General features: G+C 36.2%; 15 protein-coding genes. 1 reads left to right on the top strand and 14 read right to left on the bottom strand.

What is annotated here, in order from left to right; genetic code table 11:
• Positions 1–3: 3 nt before the first annotated feature.
• The 14 genes from DQM45_RS02555 to DQM45_RS02490 form a co-directional block, all read right to left on the bottom strand.
• Positions 4–1,344, bottom strand: a complete 1,341-nt coding sequence (locus tag DQM45_RS02555; RefSeq protein ID WP_003085397.1) for a PTS galactitol transporter subunit IIC — start codon at positions 1,342–1,344, stop codon at positions 4–6.
• A gap of 11 nt (positions 1,345–1,355) precedes the next feature.
• Entirely contained in the window at positions 1,356–1,634 is a 279-nt protein-coding gene (locus DQM45_RS02550) for a PTS sugar transporter subunit IIB (RefSeq protein ID WP_003083266.1), read from the bottom strand.
• A gap of 1 nt (position 1,635) precedes the next feature.
• Entirely contained in the window at positions 1,636–2,109 is a 474-nt protein-coding gene (locus DQM45_RS02545) for a PTS sugar transporter subunit IIA (RefSeq protein ID WP_039985002.1), read from the bottom strand.
• 27 nt (positions 2,110–2,136) lie between these two features.
• Positions 2,137–4,092 (bottom strand): BglG family transcription antiterminator, encoded by a 1,956-nt coding sequence (locus tag DQM45_RS02540; protein ID WP_003084642.1) that lies wholly within the window; start codon positions 4,090–4,092, stop codon positions 2,137–2,139.
• A gap of 129 nt (positions 4,093–4,221) precedes the next feature.
• The gene (locus tag DQM45_RS02535; RefSeq protein ID WP_003082628.1) at positions 4,222–5,265 is read right to left on the bottom strand and encodes a SepM family pheromone-processing serine protease; all 1,044 of its coding nucleotides are present in this window, start codon (positions 5,263–5,265) and stop codon (positions 4,222–4,224) included.
• Positions 5,252–5,743, bottom strand: coding sequence for a pantetheine-phosphate adenylyltransferase (gene coaD, locus DQM45_RS02530; RefSeq protein ID WP_003084074.1), 492 nt, complete (start codon positions 5,741–5,743; stop codon positions 5,252–5,254). The genes DQM45_RS02535 and coaD overlap by 14 nt, the downstream gene beginning before the upstream one ends.
• Positions 5,733–6,272, bottom strand: coding sequence for a 16S rRNA (guanine(966)-N(2))-methyltransferase RsmD (gene rsmD / locus DQM45_RS02525; protein ID WP_003084138.1), 540 nt, complete (start codon positions 6,270–6,272; stop codon positions 5,733–5,735). Before rsmD ends, coaD begins: the two co-directional genes overlap by 11 nt.
• 101 nt (positions 6,273–6,373) lie before the next feature.
• Positions 6,374–7,366, bottom strand: a complete 993-nt coding sequence (gene asnA / locus DQM45_RS02520; RefSeq protein ID WP_003084554.1) for an aspartate--ammonia ligase — start codon at positions 7,364–7,366, stop codon at positions 6,374–6,376.
• A 178-nt stretch (positions 7,367–7,544) separates the two neighbouring features.
• On the bottom strand, positions 7,545–8,495 hold the full coding sequence (arcC, locus tag DQM45_RS02515; protein ID WP_003082752.1) for a carbamate kinase: 951 nt from the start codon (positions 8,493–8,495) through the stop codon (positions 7,545–7,547).
• A gap of 16 nt (positions 8,496–8,511) precedes the next feature.
• Entirely contained in the window at positions 8,512–9,843 is a 1,332-nt protein-coding gene (locus DQM45_RS02510) for a dipeptidase (RefSeq protein ID WP_003084021.1), read from the bottom strand.
• Positions 9,844–9,872: 29 nt separating this feature from the next.
• On the bottom strand, positions 9,873–11,366 hold the full coding sequence (locus tag DQM45_RS02505) for a YfcC family protein (RefSeq protein WP_003085925.1): 1,494 nt from the start codon (positions 11,364–11,366) through the stop codon (positions 9,873–9,875).
• Between the two features lie 227 nt (positions 11,367–11,593).
• Positions 11,594–12,607 (bottom strand): ornithine carbamoyltransferase, encoded by a 1,014-nt coding sequence (argF, locus tag DQM45_RS02500; protein ID WP_003083426.1) that lies wholly within the window; start codon positions 12,605–12,607, stop codon positions 11,594–11,596.
• Between the two features lie 284 nt (positions 12,608–12,891).
• Positions 12,892–14,124, bottom strand: a complete 1,233-nt coding sequence (gene arcA, locus DQM45_RS02495; protein ID WP_003083226.1) for an arginine deiminase — start codon at positions 14,122–14,124, stop codon at positions 12,892–12,894.
• A gap of 267 nt (positions 14,125–14,391) precedes the next feature.
• Positions 14,392–15,069, bottom strand: a complete 678-nt coding sequence (locus DQM45_RS02490; protein WP_003084845.1) for a Crp/Fnr family transcriptional regulator — start codon at positions 15,067–15,069, stop codon at positions 14,392–14,394.
• 142 nt (positions 15,070–15,211) lie between these two features.
• Here DQM45_RS02490 and DQM45_RS02485 point away from each other — a divergent pair, with 142 nt between their 5' ends.
• On the top strand, positions 15,212–15,685 hold the full coding sequence (locus tag DQM45_RS02485) for an arginine repressor (RefSeq protein ID WP_003082727.1): 474 nt from the start codon (positions 15,212–15,214) through the stop codon (positions 15,683–15,685).
• The last annotated feature ends 162 nt before the right edge of the window (positions 15,686–15,847 follow it).

Genomic DNA, 15,847 nt, shown 5'->3' with positions numbered 1-15,847 from the left:
CTCTTAAACCTCTATACTATCGTTATAAGTTTTACGATCCTTCAAAAGCCAGATATATAAAGCAATCCATAGGCCAAAAAGTACTATTGAAATAAGGTTTCCTCTGAACATAGTTGCTAAGAGATAACGTATATCTGGTCCCTCAAAAGATGACCAAGAGACCATTCCATGAGTGGCCTTCCCAAGTGTCCCTGTTTCTCTAGCTAAGCGAGTCATATAAGGTGTAAAATAAGTCGCACCGTATAAAAAGAGTGGTGTCGAAATCAACCCATGGATAATCATCCGTAATACATTTCCATTTGTTAACAATAATGCTCCCACCACAAATGAAAGATTAATAATACCGGCAAATGGTAAAACAATATTGTGTGGCAAAGTGATAGAACCAATCAATAGAAATGGGATAGTCAGAATAACTGCAACCCAAAGTTCATTCCGTCCGCCTAGAATTGGCCAATCTAAGCCAATATAGACTTCTCGATCTTGGAACTTGTCACGCATAAATTCAGAAACTGCTTCAGAGATAGGAGACAGAGCCTGTGAAAAAAGTTTTGATACCATCGGGAAAAGGGTCAAGGCTGTCGCTGCTTGAACTGCCAATGTTAAAGCATATTGCAAGCCATTTCCTGATGCAATCCCTAAGGCAAGACCGATAATTGCACCCATAACGGAATTTTCTCCAAATACCCCTATTTTTTCCTTTAGCGTATCCGCATCAAACTGCTTGTTAAGAAGTGGAATTTTCTTCAATAGTTCATCAATAGGGTGTAGCAGCACCGCTATTAAGGTAATAAAATGAGGAACTGTCACACCCGGAATGCCTGTTAAACGCTCCACTTCTGGCGCAAAAGCATCTCCTAATTTGAGTTCTAAGATGATAATAATAGTAGCAGCTAAAAAACCGAAGAAAACATTATTTGTAAAGTAAGTAACAATAACAGCTGTAAATATCTTATTCCAAACGTTCCATAAATCAACGTTTAAAGTTTTCGTCTGATTAGTCATTAACATTAGAAAATTGATCCCCAATTGTAGCGGAAACATTAAGAAAGCATAAGGCCATGCCCAAGAAATTGAAGCCGCCCCCGGCCAACCAATATCTACTGCTGGTAATGACAGACCAGTATGTTTAGTGAGATCATTGGCAGCCGCGCCCATGCTTGTCATAATAAAATTGACAAGTATTCCCATTCCTGTAAAAGCAATCCCTAAGGTTAAGGCAGAAGTGAATGCATCTCTAAACTTCATCTTCATTAGGAGACCAACAATTAGCATCAGAAATGGTACAAATACGGCCGCACCTAAATCTAAAATATACTGAATAACAGTTTTCAAGATATCCATCGTTTTCTCCTCTATTGATTAATAAAAGCAATAATATTATCTAACTCTTTTTTTTGCCCTATACCCGTTAGGAAAGCAACGCCATTGAAAACAGGTATGCCATAATCTTTCTTAGGTTTAACTATCGAGATATATGCATCTGCATTTTTAAGAAACTGGTCTAATGATTTCATATCTACTGCCTCAATTTCACAAGCTACTCCTGCTTCTTTTAATAACCGACCGACCTTTGAAGCTACCGTTTGTGAGGTTGCAACACCAGAACCACAAGCTACAATTATACGTTTCATTTCAATAACCTCCTATAATCGTTTGAGTTTTAAATAAGTTATACAAGTCTTTTTTTGAATTTACCATCTGTATCTGATTGATAAAATCAGCATTTCCAAAAATTTCCATCAATTCGGCTAAAAGTCCCGTCTGTTCTTGAGGCTTCGAAATACCAAGGATAATGACATAAGAAACTTGAACTTCTTCTTCGTCAGTTCCCATTTGGATAAATGATACCGGAGCCTCAAGCTGATTAATATATATAAATGGGGCTCTTATGTGCTGAGCATAAGTATGGGGAATCGCCACTGCAATTTCTTCTAGTTGTAAGCCAGTTGGAAACTCTCTTTCTCGTTTAATAAGAGCCTCTTTAAAACTATCTAATACATATCCTTTTTGATAAAGATCATCTGAAAGAATCTCTAGCAGTTGAGATTTATCATTGGCTTTTACCTGAAGATTGATCAAGTCTTCACGCACTAATTGTGAAACAATATCACTCATATATTCTCCTTCATTATTTTAATAAGTAACGTCCTTAAATAAAGCCTTAACGAGACTTGACTGACTCTCAGCGTTCCAAAGAGCATCAATATAGGCTTTACTATCAATTTTGGCATAGATACTGATTAAGGCATCACGATACAGGGTTACTTCTGAACTTTCAATAGCAATTAACATCACAACTTTGATATAATTTGTTCCCCATTTTATGGGTTTATCTAATGTTAAAATGACTAATTGAGACTTTTTAACCTCTTCTGGATTTGCATGTGGTAAAGCTATACCTGTATAAACACTGGTATTACCAAGAATTTCACGCTCTATTATTGATTTCTTAAAATTAGGATTTTCTTTATTGTCACGTTCTGAAAATGACACCATATAATCAATACATTCTGTCTTTGATTTAAAAGATTTTCTGAGATAAACAGCATCGTCCAATAAATGACGAATCATAGATTGAATAATCATGTCATTATTTTGGAGATAAGATATCATCTGTGAATTTCCTTGGGAGAAATTTGCATATTGAGTTTGAATCAACTGAAGTTGTTGTGGTGTTATCACACTACTAACAAAAATAAAAGGAATCTTTAAATCTGAAATATCAACTGAACTGATGACCAAGTCTGTTTCTGACAACTTTAGCTTTTTCAAATCACTAATTTCAATAGCTTGTAATATATCTAAGGGTGAAATAATTTTACGTAGTTGAACCATAATTAATTCTGAAGTTGCTAAATGATGGGGACAAATAACAAATATTTTTAAAGGCTTTAATTTTCTTTCAATGGCTACCTCAAAATGAATGGTTAGAAACGAAATTTCAGCATCATTTAAATGAACATTAAACCGTTTTGAAATGTCCTTGGAAGCTAACCAGACTAAATGGTATAAGACACTGTACTGAGCTTTGATAACCTCAGTCATTTGATTGGAAATAAGAACCTTATTTTTTAAACGATAAATCATAGGTTGGATATGCACTAATAACATGCTTTTGAGATGCTTATCTTCACTTAAATCAAGATTGATAAGCCTGCTGACTTCTCCTACAAGGTTGGAAACCACCTGATCAAAAGTTTCATTCAGGTAATGACCATCACGAATATATCCGGTAGCAATTAAGCTAGTCATCATAGCCAATATTTCATTTTGTGGGAGAATGTCATGTGATAAGCCAAAAATAGCTGATAAAAATTCTGTAGCTAACAAATACATTTCATAATCTTGAACAGAGGTAAAATCATTTATATTAATTCGGTTGATTAACTTACCTTTACGAAATCGTTGATTAGCTATACAAGCATCCAATATAAAATACCATTTATAAATATCACTAACTTCAAAATGATATCGCCTCGCAAAGAGAGTTAACTGTTCTTCAATTAAGAACACATCATAATGGTTAAAAACTTTAACTAAATTCTGAAAAGATAACTCTTCATCTTTCTTCTTCACACGTTCAACAATGGTATGTCGTAAAAACTTTCTAATCTCAGACTCCTTACCCTCTAAACTTATCCTACCCTGCTTCTTTTGAAAACTAACACCATAGTGACTTGCCAAAGGTAATAATTTCTCAAGGTCCCGCTTAGCAGATGCTTCGCTAATAAAGTGGTCCAATGCGAAATCCAAAATATCAATCTGACAATCGCCAAAACCTAACTCCTTAATAAGTTCAAGTTCCCGAAAATCAACACTGTCTCTAAAAGCTTTCTGGTTCTGTGAACGAGACTCCTGAAGGCTTCTTAGAAGTCTCTGCCCTTCATTTTTACTGATATCTAATTTAATACCGAAATGCGGTCTCCTTTCAATGACAGTCTGATGTTGAACTAATACGTGATTAAGGCAATTAATATCCTTATAAATTGTCTTAGTCGAAACGTTAAACATTTGAGCATAGTAAGCTGCTGTCACAAATTGATCTTGCGCAATCAAATCTCGTAATAAGCTAATTTGTCTGATATTCATATGAACTCCTAGTTGTAATCGCTTACACATACTAGTATAGCGGACTTATTTTTTTATTAAAGTCAAAAAACTTCCAGAATAATCTAGAAGTTTTTGTTTAAATATATGAGCTTTTTACTAATGTAGTCATTATTCAGTCTTTTGCAAATAAGCAATAGCTTCTTTAACATTTCTAACTGGGACGATTTTCATCTTGGTTTTTAATTTTTTTGCTACATCTAAGGCCTCTTTGTAATTGGTCTTTGCATTTGGCTTCACTTTTTTGATACGCTTATCAACTGGGTTATTAGGCACGAAGAAAATCTCTGCACCTTCCTTGGCTGCAGCCACGACTTTTAAACCTGCACCACCAATATCACCAACTTTACCATCTTGATCAATTGTTCCAGTACCTGCAATACGACGACCTTTACGCAGATTTTCTTGATTCAGTTGATCATAAATATCCAGTGTAAACATAAGTCCAGCACTTGGCCCACCTACACCTTCTGTTGAAAACTCAATTTTTTCGTCTGTATGTACTTTTGTGTGGTCTGTTAAACCAATACCAATACCATTTTTACCGTTTTTTAGCTTAATGACCTTACCACTTTTGGATCTTTTCTCATTACCAGTAGTGTATTGAACCGTTACCTGTTCACCTCGTTTCAAACTTGAAACGTATTTAATGAGATCAGCTGAACTTTTAAATTCCTTTTTATTGACTCCTGTAACTGTATCTGCAATATTTAAAACACCACGAAAAGTTGAATCTTTATTAACATCCAAAACATAAACACCTAAATAGTCTAATGAAACAGGTTTTCCAGCTAATTTTAAAGCTTGGTAGATAGCTCCATTTTGAGAGGTCTCCATGTAATATTGATTAATACGCATATAATCTGCTGCACTGTAACCACCAGTTGTATTTTCTACAGATGAAATCTCTGTAAATGGCGTTACCCAAGCATAAAGGATTTGCGCAAAGGTAGCTCGACTCAAACTAACCGCTACAAAATTGTAAGAGCCTTTTTCCTTATCCTTCTTATTGTTTATCTGGAGTACTGAACGAATATCGTAAGCACCGCCAGGCATTTCAATATAATAAGGTAAAGGGAAAAAGAGGGCAAATAAGAGGGCAACTACTGCCAGAATACTAATTAACCACCATTTGACTTTTTTAATTATCTTCATTCATACGCTCCAATTGATCAATAACAGGTTGAGGGACTAAGCCTTCAATCGAGGATTTAAAGTGAACTAACTCTTTGACACGACTTGAACTGATAGGACTCATGATATTCCGTGAAATAAAATAAACAGTATCAATACTTGGTTCTAGACGGTGATTAAAGTACTCCAAATTAGATTCATACTCAAAATCGGTTGGATTTCGCAAACCACGAACCAAATGTGTTACATCTAGTTGCTTTGCTAAGGCAACTGCTAAACTATCTTGTGCTGACACTACAGAAACATTGTCTAAATGAGTCAAGGCTTCTTCTAACATACGAACCCGCATATCTAATGAAAAGAAACCTTCTTTATTTGGATTAAAAAAGACACCCACATATAAATGATCAAAAAGATGACTAGCACGTTCTATAATATCCATATGACCATTGGTCACTGGATCAAATGAACCTGAATAAAGCCCAATTTTATCTGACATAAACGGTTACCTTACTAATTCCATAAATTTTTTCTTTCCAAATTCCGACTGATCCTATTTCCTCAGGCAGTTGAACAGACTTGTCAGTCTCACAAACAACCATGACCTCGGGGCCCAGTAAAGCTTTTTGGTCTAAAAGCTCTATCGTAGCCACAATTTCCTCCTTAGCATAAGGAGGATCTAAAAAAATCAGGTCAAAGGCATGATCTAATTGCAAAAGTGCTTGTTGAGCATCCATCTTCAAAAGCTGGAATTGACTTTCCGACTTCGTCATTTTGATGTTTTCTTGAATAATAGCTTGTGCTCCACGATCTCTTTCAACTAGTATAGCTTGAGACATCCCCCGAGAAACTGCTTCAATAGCCAGCCCTCCTGAGCCAGCAAATAAATCTAAAACGCGTCCCCCCTCAAAATAAGGACCAATCATATTAAACACAGCACCTCGAACTTTGTCCGAAGTGGGCCTTGTTGTTTTTCCAGGGAGGGTCTTAAGTGGCCGTCCACCAAATTCACCAGATACAATTCTCATAACCCTTATTATATCAAAAATCTAGAAGTAGCCAAGTTTTTATCGTTAACAAAATAAGGCTGATGCTGTTAACGATAAAAAAGCAGTTAAAAACTGCTTTTTTATAGAATATTCTCGTAAGTTTCACGTACTTTTTTTGGCCATACAGATGTTTGTACTTCACCAATGTGCTTCTTCCGTAAAAGAAACATAGCCATCCGTGATTGACCAATTCCACCGCCAATTGATAAGGGAAAGAGTCCATTTAATAAAGCTTTATGCCAATCAAATGCTAGCCGATCCATATCGCCAGTAATAGCTACCTGTCGTTTTAAAGCATCCTGATCAACACGAATCCCCATGGAAGACAGTTCAAACGCAGATTGTAGCTGATCATTCCAAACTAGAATATCTCCATTTAATCCCCGATAGCCATTTTCGGATTCAGTAGTCCAATCATCATAGTCTGGAGCACGGCCATCATGAGGTTTACCGTCAGGCAAAACACCACCTATACCGATTAAAAAAACAGCACCAAACTCTTTAGTAATAGCATTTTCACGCTCCTTTGGCGTGAGGTTAGGGTACTTTTTAACCAACTCCTCAGTGTGAATAAATGTTATTTTTTTAGGCAAAACTGCCTCAATGTCATAGCGTGCTTCAACAGCCAATTCCGTTAAGCGAATCACCTTATAAATTGTCTCCACTGTCTCTTTTAAATAGGCCAGATTGCGTTTCCCATCAGGAATAACTTTTTCCCAATCCCATTGGTCAACATAGACAGAGTGAGTGGCATCTAAAGAATCCTCATCAGGTCGGAGGGCTTTCATATTAACAACAAGACCTTCTCCTTCGTTGAATCCAAATCGCGCTAAAGTATGACGCTTCCATTTGGCTAAAGAATGGACAACTTCAAATTGAGCTTCTGGAATATTAAGTACATTGACAGATACAGGATTTTCAATACCACTGAGATTATCTTGCATACCATCCCCGACCCGACTTAAGATAGGCCCTTGCACTTCAACAACATCAAGCTTAGCAATTAAGTATTGCGTGAAAGTATTTTTAACAAAGGAAATTTCCTCTTGTTGATGAATAAAGCTTTTTTTCATAGCTCCTCCTTATATTATTTTTTCTGACTTAGTCAGGATTCTTCATTCTTAGCATGATTAAATTCCTAAGCTGAAAAATATAAAGCTAATTATACACTGAAAAAACTTAAAAGAAAAGGCTAAATTTAGAAAATTTAGCCTTTATTGACAATTTTAATAATTCTTATCTTTTGCCAATTTAACCTGCGATAATATGTGTACCAGCATTTTCAGAAAGTACTTTATCAATATTCTCAAGTGAAGTAATGATTGCTTTAGCTTCTGGTTTATTTTCAACAAAGGCAATGGCTGCTTCAACTTTTGGCAACATACTTCCTGGTGCAAATTGATCTTGACCAATGTATTCTTTCATTTGTGAAACAGTCACTTCTTCTAATTTTTCTTGATTAGGTTTATTAAAGTTTACATACACATTATCCACACCTGTCAAAACGATGAAGAGATCAGCATCCACAAGCTCAGAAAGGGTTTGAGAAGCAAAATCTTTGTCAATAACAGCTTCAACACCTGTAAGAACTTTAGTTGCTGGATCTTCGACCACTGGGACACCTCCGCCACCAGCGCTGATAACCACAACACCTGAATCAACTAAACTGCGGATTACGTTAGCTTCTTTAATGCCAACTGGTTTTGGAGATGGCACAACTTTACGCCAACCACGTCCAGCATCTTCTTTAAAGCTTGCACCAGTTTCTTCAATTTGTTTTTTAGCATCTTCTTCTGAAAGGAACGGTCCAATTGGCTTAGTTGGATTGGTAAAAGCTGTATCATTTTTATCAACAATAACCTGCGTCACAACTGCTGCTACTTCTTTCTCAATACCTTGTGCTTTTAACTCATTATCAAGCGCATTGACAAGCCAAAAACCAATGCTTCCTTCAGTCATGGCAACGCAAGTATCCAAAGGCATCGCAGGGTTTTTTTCAGAATCAGCAGCCGCTTGTTGCAAAAGTAAATTTCCAACTTGTGGACCATTACCATGAGTTACAATAACTTCATTACCGTCTTGAATGAGTTTAACAAGTGATTTTGATGTTGAAACCAAAGCTTCTTGTTGAGCTTTAGCTGAAGCATCAGTTGAAAGAATGGCATTTCCACCTAAAGCAACAACAATTTTTTGTTTAGTCATACGAAATTTCTCCTTATTATCTTGTTAGTCGGTAGATAGCTTCGGCATAGATTTCCATTGCCCGATAAGCATCTGCTAATACGATATTTTCATTTTCTTGATGTTCAGTTTGAATTGAATCTGGGAACATTGCTCCAAAGGCCACACAATTTGGCATAGTTCGTGCAAAGGTGGCTCCTCCTGAAGAAATAGCTGGGCTAGTATCGCCCGTCTTTTCCTGATAGACAGACATTAAAGTTGTTACCAATTCACTATCAACTGGAACGTAGAGTGGCGCAAGATAATCAAATTCTTCATAAGCTAAGCCATAGGCTTGCGCCTTTTCACTCAAGGTTGCCACAAGCTGATCTTTATCAGCTAAAACAGGAATACGAATATCAAGCCTAATCTCTGTCTTTTCTTTATCTATAGTCAAGCCAGCAGCATTAAATGATAAACTTCCTGATGGTTCATCTTCAATATTTTCAAATATATTTAAGCCTCTGCCATCTTCATCAATGACATTGGCTAAAAAGGCAATAGTTTGATTATCTGTGTATGGTAAAAGAGCTTTAGCCAAGCGTACCAAGGCATTGATACCATGTGGTGCATCTTTAGCATGTTGAGCTAGTCCATAAACTGTTAATTGTTCATCATTTGTGACATACTCAAATCCTAGTTTATCTAATTCTGATGTTACTTCCTGAAATAGGTTCCCGCTATAGCTGGCCCTAGCAGGGACAACATTATAAGCATTACCAACCTCGAGGGTAAGTGCTTCGCTTCCAGAACCTGTTAATTTAGCCTGTAACAAGCCTTTTTCTGCATAAATCAAAGGAAATTTTGAATCAGGAGCAAAGCCAAAGGTTGCCTGTTCTTCACGTTCATTATAACGATCCATACAACGCCATAAGGTTTCCTCGTCAGTTCCAAAGATAAAGCGAATCCGCTTATTAAAAGTAACTCCCGCATCCATTAGAGCTTTGACGGCAAATAAGGCCATCATCGTAGGACCTTTATCATCCTGAGTACCACGACCATAGAGATGACCGTCTTTTTCAATACAGTCAAAGGGATCTGTATGCCACAACGAACGGTCTCCTTCCGGAACAACATCAAGATGACAGAGAATAGCGAGCATTTCTTTTTGATCACCTAATTCTGCATAACCATAGTAACCTTCAGGATCAATAACTGTATTAAACCCAAGCTTTTCACATAGGGTAAGGGTATGCTTAAGAACATCTAAAATCGCCTGTCCAAAGGGGGTCCCGTTCTCCCCTTCCTGACGAACAGAAGGGAAGGAAACGATGTCTTTGATAGCTTTAACACAAGCCTCTTGATGACTTTCTGTAATATACGTTTCCATTTCTATACCTCCATATAGCTTAACTTCTCTTAGCTAAAAAATGAAGCTATCATTAGGATTGCCACGCTTGCAACGATAACAACTGCCATGTATTTAGCGACAAATTTCCACCATGTTGTGAGGTCTATTTTTCCAATAGCAAGAGCACCCATACAGATAGCTGATGTTGGCGAAATCATATTAAGGACACCCGAAGCAGATTGGAAAGCCGTGATAACAAGGTGAGCTGGTACATTTGAGAAGTGGCCTAAAGGTGCCATAATTCCCATTGTTGCTCCAGCAAGACCTGAAGTAGATGGAATCAAAAATGACATTGGCAGATAGAATAGATAAGTCAATAAGACAAAGACTTGAGATGAAAGTCCAGAAAGTCCTTTCTCACCCCATGAAAGGATAGTAGATGTAATCATACCATCATTCATAATAACTTGAATACCACGAGCAACAGCACAAATAATGGCAACACTGAGAAGATCTGCAGCCCCTGCTATAAATGAGGAAATGAAATCTTCTTCAGACATTTTATAAACCATTGCTACCAAGATTCCCATCATAATAAAGAGCATGGTAATTTCTGGGAAATACCAAGTTCCCAGTGGAGCAACGCTTTTACCAAAGACTGTACCAAAGCCAGGTAGGCCTGTAAGCCAAGCATTAATATCTGCAAAAAGTTTAACACCAAATTTTTCCCATGGGATCAAACTCAATATCATAATGATAAAGGCAGAAATAAAGACCCAAATAACATGTTTTTGTTTTTTAGACATGTCCATGTCGGTATTTTCAAGTTTGAAAAATTCTTTATGTTCTGCCATTTTGTCAGCAACTAATGACTTACTTGGATCTTTTTCGATTTTACTTGCATATCCATAGACAAACCAGATTGAAATCGCAACTAAAACAACCCATTGAATAAAACGCCAAATCATACCATCAGCAATACTTACATGAGCGGCATCAGCAGCAACACCAGTTGCAAAAGGATTAATCGTTGAAGCCAAACAACCTATTTGTGAGCCTATTAAAACAATAGCTACTGCCACAAGTGTATCAAAACCAACGGCAATCATTACTGGGATAAGTAAGGGATAAAAAGCCATTGTTTCTTCACCCATACCATAAGTAGTTCCCCCAAGTGCAAAGATAGGAATCAAAATAGCAATCAGCATTTTTTCTCTACCTTTATTATTTTTAACAATTGATGCTATCCCTTGGTCAAGAGCACCAGTTTTGTTAACTACACCAAGGAAACCACCTACCATTAAGATAAAGAAGGAGACCTGGATAGCACCTTCTGTTTTATCAGTCCCTAACATCCCACGAACAGGAGCCATAAAGACATCATAAATTCCTTGAGGATTAGATTTAACAGCATGATATGTGCCAGAAATAACACTGCCATCTTTTGCAGTATCATAGGCACCAGCTGGAATAAACCATGTTAAAACTGCCATAATAGCAATAATAAGGAAAAGGACAGTGTAAGAAGAAGGAATTTTAAAACCCCGTTTTTTTTCTTCCATAAGAATTTACCTCTTTTTCAATAAAAATCAGTCGCCCCAGTTCCGGTCAAGGCCGCCAGAACCAGAACGACTGTATTTAATAATTACATTTTATTTGTTACTTTAATTATAAGGAGTTAAATAAAGTCTTTCATTACTGTAGGTATAAGGAGTTACCTAATGTATTTTGTTAAATAGTTAAATTAGTAAAGTTAAGTATTAATTAATTAGGGAGTATCAGATAGCTATTACACTTTTGGAATGAAAAGATTTCCAAGAGTTGCTGCCATAACAGCCTTAATAGTATGCATACGGTTTTCAGCTTGATCAAAATGTTTTGCAAAATCGCTACGGAAGACTTCATCAGTAACTTCCATTTCAGATACGCCATATTTTTCTTCGACATCTTTTCCATAGACAGTTTTTGTATCATGGAACGCTGGTAAGCAGTGTAAGAAGATAAGTTTGTCGTTATTAGCTTTTTTAACAAGTTCCATATTAACTTGATAAGGTTGAAGTAATTCAACACGTTCTTTAAATTTATCTTCTTCGCCCATAGAAACCCAAACGTCTGTGTAGAAGACATCTGCACCTTTGACAGCTTCATCTGCGTTATCGGTAACTAAAATGTGTGCTCCTGATTTTTCAGCATAGCCTTCCGCTAGCTTAACAATTTCTTCATCAGGGAATAATTCTTTTGGTGAGAAGATATGTACGTTAACCCCCATCATAGTACCTGCAACTAAAAGTGAGTTAGCAACGTTGTTACGTCCGTCACCACAATACACAAGTGTGATTCCTTCAAGTTTACCAAAGTTTTCTTTGATAGTAAGGTAGTCAGCAAGCATTTGGGTTGGATGCCATTCGTCAGTAAGACCATTCCATACTGGAACTCCTGCGAACTCAGCTAATTCTTCAACCATTCTTTGGCTGAATCCACGGAATTCAATACCGTCGAACATACGTCCAAGAACTTTTGCTGTGTCTTCTGTTGATTCTTTTTTACCAAGTTGGATATCATTTGCACCGAGGTATTCAGGGTGTGCTCCTAGATCGATTGCTGCAGTTGTAAATGCTGCACGAGTACGTGTAGAAGTTTTTTCAAATAAAAGGGCAATGTTTTTTCCTTCTAAATAGTGATGTGGAATACCACGTTTTTTTAGGTCTTTTAAGTGAGCTGCTAAATCAATAAGGTATTCAAATTCTTCACGTGTGAAATCTTTTTCAGCTAAGAAGCTACGTCCTTGGAATACTTGAGTCATTTTCTTTCTCCTTCAAAATATAAAATTTTAGGTTTTGTTGAGATTTTACTATCTCGCTATTTTAGACATATAGCGTTATGGGAAATCAAGTTCTAACGGATAAGGAAGCGCCCTAATGGTTAGACCTGACTTCCACATACACTATGTGTTTTTACTATATAGTAAGGGGACAATAGTCTTTAGTTAATCCACTACTACTTTATTTATGAAAGATACTAACTATCGTCAGTAGAGTATGAATTAACCCGAGCCTCTGACTCGTTTCATCCTATTGAAAGGCGATATTATAAGTCTTCACGTTCAAATGGCATTGACATGCAACGAGGTCCACCACGACCACGAACAAGTTCACTTCCTTCAATCTTAATAAGTCTTAAACCTTTAGATTCTAAGATAGCGTTTGTAATAGTGTTACGATTATAGACGACTACAACACCTGGTGCAATTGTTAAAGTATTAGAACCGTCGTTCCATTGTTCACGTCCAGCAGCAACAATATTATCACCACCACAACGAATCAACTCAACTTTGTCAACACCTAGATTATCAGCAAGAAGTTCTGCTAAGTCACCGTTTTCTTCAACAATTTTAAGTTTATCATTTTCATAAGTTACGGAATAAACGCGCAAGTCACCTTCAATCTCTGGATGAATTGTGAATTTATCATAGTCAACCATAGTGAAAACAGTATCCAAATGCATAAATTTACGGTTGTTAGCAAATTCAAAGGCCAATACTTTTTTGAAGCCTAGGTTTTCTTTGAAGATATTGATCAAAAGTTTTTCAATAGATGCTGCATCAGTACGCTGTGAAATACCTACTGCTAAAACATCCTTAGAAAGAACGAGCTCATCTCCTCCTTCAATACGAGTATTTTCACTGCGATCGTAAACCATTGGCACTTTACCACCATACTCAGGATGGTGAGTGAAAATGTATTTACCATAAAGTGTTTCACGGTTACGAGTTTCAGAGAACATGTGATTTAGCGAAACACCTTCACCAATAGTTGCGAATGGATCACGAGTGAAGTATAAGTTTGGCATAGGATCAATCGCAAACGGATAGTCAGATTCTACAAGGTCTGTTAATCCTTTTTCATCGTCAGAGATTTCTGGAAGCTCAGATTTTTGAACTCCAGCCATTGTTTTATCAATCAACTCTTGATTATCTTTAATTGACAAAAGTAACTCGCGAATTGCTTCTTTAGTAGAGCGGCCTCTGATGTTAGCTTCCTCAATATATTCGTCAATAAAAGCTTTGCGAACATCATCGTTAATCAATGATTCAGCTGCTAATTTTTCAAGGTAAAGAACTTCAATACCTTCTTCTCTAAGAGCTTGAGCAAAAGCATCATGCTCTTTTTGAGCATTTTCTAGAAAAGGAATATCATCAAATAATAATCTTTCTAGATAGTCTGGCATTAAATTTTCAATTTCTTTACCAGGTCTGTGTAGCATAACTTTTTTAAGTTTGCCAATTTCAGAATAAACATGAATCGGTGATTTAGCAGTCATAACTTTTAACCTCTTTCTAAATGATAAGTTGTGTGAATTCACCTTTCAAGATTTGTTCAATCTTGCTTACATACATAGTTTACCTTTTAACAAAGGAATATATGCGGTAAATTTCACTCTTTCATTGTGAAATCGCTTACTGATTTTATTCAAAAAATGAAACTTTATTAAAATGTATCCGGTTTCTTGTATGTTTTTTACATTTTTGCGAAAATATTTATAGTTATAAATTTTAAAAAAGTAAAAATTAAGTTGTATCTTTTATCCTTAGGTATGTTTTAAGAAAAAATCTCTATCTAAAAACGTTAAATATTTGTTTTTTCTCACTAATAATTTTTCCCGTTTAAGTTTACTTAGGACATGACTAACTGTTTCACGAGTTGTTCCGCTCATGTTGGCAATGTCTGTTGAGGTCAACTGAAATGGTAATTTATTTTCCTCATCCCCCATCTCGATTAAAAGAATAGCTAAAGATTGGATAACACGTTCGCTAGCACTAGAAGTGATTAAATTACGAACTCGTAACTCATGCAACTCTAACAACCGAGACAATTTACTATAAAGATGAACCATTTGTCTGGGATTATCTGCTGAAAATTTTTCAAACAAATCCGTGGGTAAATAATAGTAAGTAACATCTGTTATTGCTACAACTGAAAAATGATAAGCGTCGTCTGTAAACATTCCACCATAGGGAAAAATCGTTCCATGTCTTATAAAATCCGTATATATAAAGGAGCCAGATTGGTCGGTTTGTTCAACTTTGAAATAACCTGATGTTACTAAAAATAATTTATCACGCTTATCTCCTTCAAAAAACAAAATATGGCCTTTTTGTACCTTTCGGCGCTCCATCTGACCAACAATTTTGTCAAATTCTTCAATGGAGAAAAATTTAAAATCATTTAATTTTCTTAAATATTGATAATCTTCACGTCTAATCAAATGCAACCTCCAACTTCCCTATGTTATTCTAATTCTACCACAAAGATTAGCCTATTGTAAGCGTTTCTATAAAATTCTTTACAGAAGATTAGCTTTTTGATATACTCGGGTTGATTGCAGAAAATTAAAGGAAGAGACGAATATGAATAAAAAAGAAATTCGACACCAACTCATTCGTTCATTAATTTCAGAAACAACTATTCACACCCAACAAGAACTACAGAGTCGCTTGGAAAAAAACGGAATTCACATCACTCAGGCTACCCTTTCTCGCGATATGAAAGAGCTAAATTTAGTTAAAGTTTCAAATGGCGAGTCTACACACTATGAGACCTTATCCATTTCTCAGAGTCGATGGGAGCATCGCTTGCGTTTTTATATGGAAGACGCCTTGGTCATGTTAAAAATTGTTCAGAATCAAATCGTTCTTAAAACCCTTCCTGGACTAGCCCAGTCATTCGGCTCTATCTTAGATGCTATGCAGATTTCAGAAATCGTAGCCACTGTCTGCGGAGATGATACCTGTTTGATCATTTGCGAAGACAACGATGGAGCAAAAGCTTGCTTTGAAACCTTAAGCAATTATACCCCACCATTTTTCTTTAGCAATAAGTAAATCCAATTTTTCTAAAAAACATAGCTTGAAGACAAGACCTACTTGTCTTCATTTTATATTTCTTTAAAATTCTACTATACTGTCAGATTAATCCTATGCAAAATGGTTCTGCCTTTATCAATTAAACTTGCTAAATAAGTAGCTTACCCTTCTCAACGTCTA

Origin of the sequence: Streptococcus porcinus, assembly GCF_900475415.1 — a bacterium.
GTDB classification, from domain to species: Bacteria; Bacillota; Bacilli; order Lactobacillales; family Streptococcaceae; genus Streptococcus; species Streptococcus porcinus.
The sequence above is the reverse complement of the archived record's forward strand: the minus strand, read 5'-3'. Positions and strand labels throughout refer to the sequence as shown.